A 4,898-nucleotide genomic window follows, 5' to 3' on the forward strand; every position below is an offset into this window, starting at 1 on the left:
GAAGAGTTCACCCGTTCTCACATCGCCGCCGCGCATGCATCACTCCAAACTCGATCACGCGAGTGAATCACGGCAAAAGCCTCCAGGCCAGCTTCTTTTTTCAACAGCCTGCTAGAGCACGTCCTGTTTAATCCGGGTCATATCCTGCGGCTTTGAAGTAGTTGGCACATTCGGCTGCGGTGAAGAGGTCGACGACCGTGCCCACCGCGTCCCACAGAGCCTTGATGGTCCTCTCGGCCTTTGCCCGCAGCAGCGCCTTGAGTTTGGCGAAGGCGTTCTCAATCGGATTGAAGTCGGGACTGTAGGGCGGCAGGTAGAGCAGGCTCGCGCCTGCGGCCTCAATCGCGTCGCGCACGCCGGCGGCCTTGTGGGCGGGCAGGTTGTCCATGACGACTATGTCGCCCTCGGACAATGTCGGGACCAGCACCTGCTCGACATAGGCCAGGAACACGTTACCGTTCATGGCGCCGTCGTAGACGAAGGGCGCAGTCATGCCCGTCAGCCGCAGCGCTCCTGTGAAGGTCGTGGTCTTCCAGTGGCCATGCGGCACGCCGGCCCGGCAGCGCTCGCCGCGCGGCGCTCTTCCACGCAGGCGGGCCATTTGTGGAGAGGCCGGTCTCATCGATGAACACGAGCTTCGCCGGATCGAGATCGAGCTGGCCGTCGAACCAGTCCCGGCGCCGCCTCAGGATGTCTGGGCGATCCTGCTCCAGTGCGTGCGCGGACTTTTATGGAATGGCCCGCCCTCCTTCGAGGGCATCGCGCTAGGATGCCGGTGTTTGGAACCGGAGAAGGACGAGCCATGACGATCATGATACTGGGAATTGACCTTGGCAAGAACAGCTGCAGCGTTGCGGGATTGGATGCGGATGGGAGGGTGGTTCTGCGCCGCCGCATGCAACCGAAAACGATTGTGGGCTTCGCCTCGAAACTTCCGCCCTGCACGGTTGCAATGGAGGCCTCCTGCGGCGCGCATCATCTGAGTCGGCTTCTGAGCAACCAGGGACATGAGGTCCGACTGATGTCGCCGGAATAGGCCCAGTGCGTACGTCGCTGCGAAAACGGCCAACTGCAAGAACAGATGGAGAATCTTCTGCTTCTGTGTTGAAGGGAACATACTCGCACGCAAAGATAGCCATCGGAAGGCTAACCATGGGGGCGTGGCGTGCAGCAGAATTGGGATGGAGCGGAACTCGCCAGATGGTGGAGCCTCAACTTTGATGAACTCGCGCTGATCGAGACAAAGCCGTTACGGACCAGGCATGGTTTTGCTGCGCAGATGAAGATGTACCGCTGGGCGGGAAGATTTATCGATCACGCAAGTGTGATTCCAGCGGAGCCTGTTGCTTATCTTGCCGAGCAGCTTTCCGCCGCGCTGACTGATCTCGATGGCTACGATTGGGCTGGCCGGACCGGCCGCCGCCATCGGGAGGAGATATTAGCCCTCCTCGGCCTCCGGCGCATGACAGCGGATGATCGGGCTGCACTTGTTGCTTGGCTCGAACGAGAGATTTGCCCCACGGCAATCTCCTCAGCGGCGATGGTTGAGCAGGTTTGTCTGTGGTGCCGGGATTATGGTCTCCAAAGCCCGGCTGACGGCGAGGTGAAACGATTGGACCGCTCGGTGCGGCGCGGCTTTGAAAGCGCCTTGCTAGAACGGATCGCCGCCGGGCTGCATGTAGACGCGATCACGAAACTGGGAGGCTTCACTGACCGAGCCGGACGGTGCGACTGGCTTCAACACGATGAAGGCGGATCCTGGCCGGGTTGGGCTGGAAAGCATCCTCGCCGTGGCGGAACGGCTTTCCTTCATCCGGTCGCTGCGGCTTCCCGCAGATCTGGTTGGCGTTGGCGGCGCCCCACTTTTGGAACAACTCTATCGTCGGATCGGCCAGGAGACGGCCCGCGAGGTGCGCCGGCACCGCGCCGGCTCGGCCTCAACGCGATCTATCTTGTTCGGCGCGAGCGGGAAATCGTCGACGCTGTTGTCGATCTTCTGATCGAGACGGTGCACAAGATGGCGACGACGGCGGAACGCAGGGTCGTCAAGACGATCGCGAAGGATTTTCAGAAGGTCCACGGCAAGGAGCGAATTCTGGCGCGGATTGCCGAGGCGGCCATTGCGACACCGGACGGGGCGGTGTGTGATGTCATCTTTCCCGTCGCTGATCAGGTGGCACTTGCCGCGGTTGTCCACGAGTACAAGGCCGGCGGTTCCTATCAGAGCCGGGTGCATGCGGTTTTGCCGTCATCCTATGGCAGCCATTACCGGCGTATGTTGCCGACGCTGTTGAGCCTTCTGGAGTTTCGATCGAATAATGCAGCGCATCGTCCGGTGATCGCGGCGCTGGAATGGTTGAACCGCCTGCTCGTGGAAGGTGATGACCGACGCGTCATCCACCCTGAAGACGGCCTTCCGATCGAAGGCGTGGTTCCGGCCCGCTGGCGCGACCTGGTCTTGGAACGGGATGGCGCCGGCCGCTGGCGGATCAATCGCATCAACTATGAAATTTGTGTCTTGACGGCGTTACGGGAGCGAATTCGCTGTAAGGAAATCTGGGTGGTGGGGGCTGATCGCTATCGCAACCCAGACGAGGACCTGCCGCAGGATTTTACCGAGGGACGCGCCGATTACTATCGCGACCTTGGCCAAACGATGGATGCGAAGGCCTTCGTATCCAAGTTCAAGGTGGAGATGGCGGCTGCGCTGCATCGCCTGAACGCCGGACTGCCCGGCAACCCGCATGTCCGGCTTCTTTGGCGCGGTCGCAACCGCGTCTCGCTCTCGCCGCTGGAACCGTTACCGCCTCCGCCGAACCTCGATGCGGTGAAAGCCGAGATCGAGCGCCGCTGGCCGGGCACAGGCTTGCTGGACGTGCTCAAGGAAGCGGCACTCAGGACCGGATGTCTGGAGGCTTTCAAAACCTCGGGCGACCGCGTCATCCTTGATGCATCCACCTTGCAGAGCCGGCTGCTGCTTTGCCTCTATGGACTCGGCACGAATGCCGGTCTGAAGCGCGTCAGTGCCGGGACGGAGGGTGTGTCCTATGCCGAGCTGCTCCATGTCCGCCGCCGTTTCATTCACAAGGAGGCCCTTAAGGCGGCGACGGCGTCTGTCACGAACGCCTTGCTCGCCGTGCGCGATCCACTGGTGTGGGGTGAAGGAACCACGTCGTGCGCTTCGGACTCGAAGAAGTTCAGCGCCTGGGACCAGAACCTGATGGCGGAATGGCATGCCCGCTATGGCGGCTTCGAACTGGCACCGCGATTGAAGGCAATCGCGCGCCAGAAACTCTATTTGCCCGATCCCGGCATGGCGCAGGAGCTTCCCAACCTGCTGCCGATCCTGACGCGCGCGATCGACTGGGATCTGATCGAGCGGCAATATGACGAAATGATCAAATACACTGCAGCCTTGCAGCATCGAACCGCCGATGCGGAATCGATCCTGCGCCGTTTTGCGCGGGCGAGCGTGCAGCATCCGACCTACAAAGCTTTGGCAGAACTCGGTAAGGTCGTGAAGACGATCTTCCTGACCCGCTATCTCGGCTCGGAAGCATTCCGGCGCGAAATCCATGAAGGGCTGAATGTGGTCGAGAACTGGAACAGCGCCAATGGCTTCATCTTTTTCGGCAAGGGCGGCGAGGTTGCAACCAACCGGCTGGAGGATCAGGAAATCTCGGTTCTGGCGCTGCATCTGCTGCAGAATTGCCTTGTTTACGTCAACACGCTGATGATGCAGAACGTTCTAACCGAACCGGCTTGGGCGGCGCGCCTGGCGCCGGAAGACTATCGCGGACTGACCCCGCTCATCTATTCACACATCAATCCCTACGGTGCCTTCGACCTCGATTTCGGTCGGCGCATCGATTTTGAGCACATGCGCGCAGCCTGACATTGGCGGAGGTGAAGATGCTTGTATCGAAGAAACCGAGAAAGAAAACCGCAAAGGGCCCCAAGCCCGGCAATGACAATCCGCGTCCCGCAATGCCGGATCTCCGGGGGATGGAAGGTCTGATGACCGGCTTTTTCGGCGACACACGCGAACGCGATCCTGTCGATGCTGCGCAGGAGATCATGTATGACGCATGGGAAACGCCGTCCCGGAGCAAGCGTATAGCCCTTGCCAGAAAAGCGCTCACTGTCTCTCCGCTTTGCGCAGACGCCTACGTGTTGCTTGCCGAAGAGGAAGCCAAATCTGTCCAGGAGGCCCTCATCTGGTATCAGAAAGGGGTCGAGGCGGGTGAACAGGCGCTCGGGCCTGAAGGGTTCGAGGAGTGTGCCGGCCATTTCTGGGGCTTTTTGGAAACCAGGCCTTATGTGCGGGCGCGGGCCGGTCTTGCCGCAGCACTCTGGCGGCTTGGCCGACAACACGAAGCGCTCGAGCATTACCAAACTATGCTCGAGCTCAATCCTAATGACAATCAGGGCATCCGTTATGTGCTGGCCGGACATCTGCTGGCACGCAACGACATCAAAGCGCTGAAGAACCTCTTCAAGAAATATAAGGAAGACTGCGCCGCAGCTATGGCTTTATACGCAGGCTCTTCTCGCTTTCCGGGACGGCAATCCAGAGGCCGACAAAATGGCCGAGGAAGCGTGGCTGGCCAACAGCCATGTACCCTGTGTTTTGTCCGGCAAGCAGCCCCTCGTCGCCTCCCTGGATGGCTACATCACCATGGGCGGCGAAGACGAGGCAGGTGAATATGTCGAAGAGAACGGCAAAGCCTGGCAGGCGACACCTGGCGCGATCGAATGGTTGGCGGAAGCGACCAGGAAACTGAAACCACGCAGACGCGGCCGATAATCCGAGAGCTTACCTGCGCGCACAAACGAACGTTTGCGCAACAAATTCCGTCGCGTCAGCAGAAACAATGGCTTGAATCGCACATAAACCT

Annotated in this window: 3 protein-coding genes and 2 pseudogenes; 3 read left to right on the top strand and 2 right to left on the bottom strand. The window is 60.3% G+C overall.

Translation table 11 applies throughout. The features are described 5' to 3' along the window. Window positions 1–127 precede the first annotated feature (127 nt). Window positions 128–728: pseudogene (locus tag ILFOPFJJ_RS34335) on the bottom strand (IS630 family transposase); the annotation flags it as partial. Window positions 729–802: 74 nt separating this feature from the next. Between ILFOPFJJ_RS34335 and ILFOPFJJ_RS34340 the strand changes: the two are divergent. The 3 genes and pseudogenes from ILFOPFJJ_RS34340 to ILFOPFJJ_RS34350 all read left to right on the top strand — a co-directional run. Then, window positions 803–1,033, top strand: a pseudogene (locus tag ILFOPFJJ_RS34340) (hypothetical protein); the annotation flags it as partial. A gap of 132 nt (window positions 1,034–1,165) precedes the next feature. Then, on the top strand, window positions 1,166–3,895 hold the full coding sequence (locus tag ILFOPFJJ_RS36850) for a Tn3 family transposase (RefSeq protein ID WP_312032795.1): 2,730 nt from the start codon (window positions 1,166–1,168) through the stop codon (window positions 3,893–3,895). 17 nt (window positions 3,896–3,912) lie between these two features. Continuing rightward, on the top strand, window positions 3,913–4,704 hold the full coding sequence (locus tag ILFOPFJJ_RS34350) for a tetratricopeptide repeat protein (protein WP_173514836.1): 792 nt from the start codon (window positions 3,913–3,915) through the stop codon (window positions 4,702–4,704). On the opposite strand, the gene ILFOPFJJ_RS34865 is transcribed toward ILFOPFJJ_RS34350, so the two are convergent. Further along, window positions 4,669–4,898: hypothetical protein (locus ILFOPFJJ_RS34865; protein WP_210267718.1), on the bottom strand; the 230-nt coding region annotated here is incomplete at its 5' end. The two genes, ILFOPFJJ_RS34350 and ILFOPFJJ_RS34865, sit on opposite strands and share 36 nt — an antisense overlap.

The organism is Sinorhizobium psoraleae (assembly GCF_013283645.1).
Taxonomy (GTDB): domain Bacteria; phylum Pseudomonadota; class Alphaproteobacteria; order Rhizobiales; family Rhizobiaceae; genus Sinorhizobium; species Sinorhizobium psoraleae.

Excerpts from the sequence above, each read along its gene's own strand:
- ILFOPFJJ_RS34350 (WP_173514836.1), top strand. The coding sequence starts at position 3,913 with ATGCTTGTATCGAAGAAACCGAGAAAGAAAACCGCAAAGGGCCCCAAG.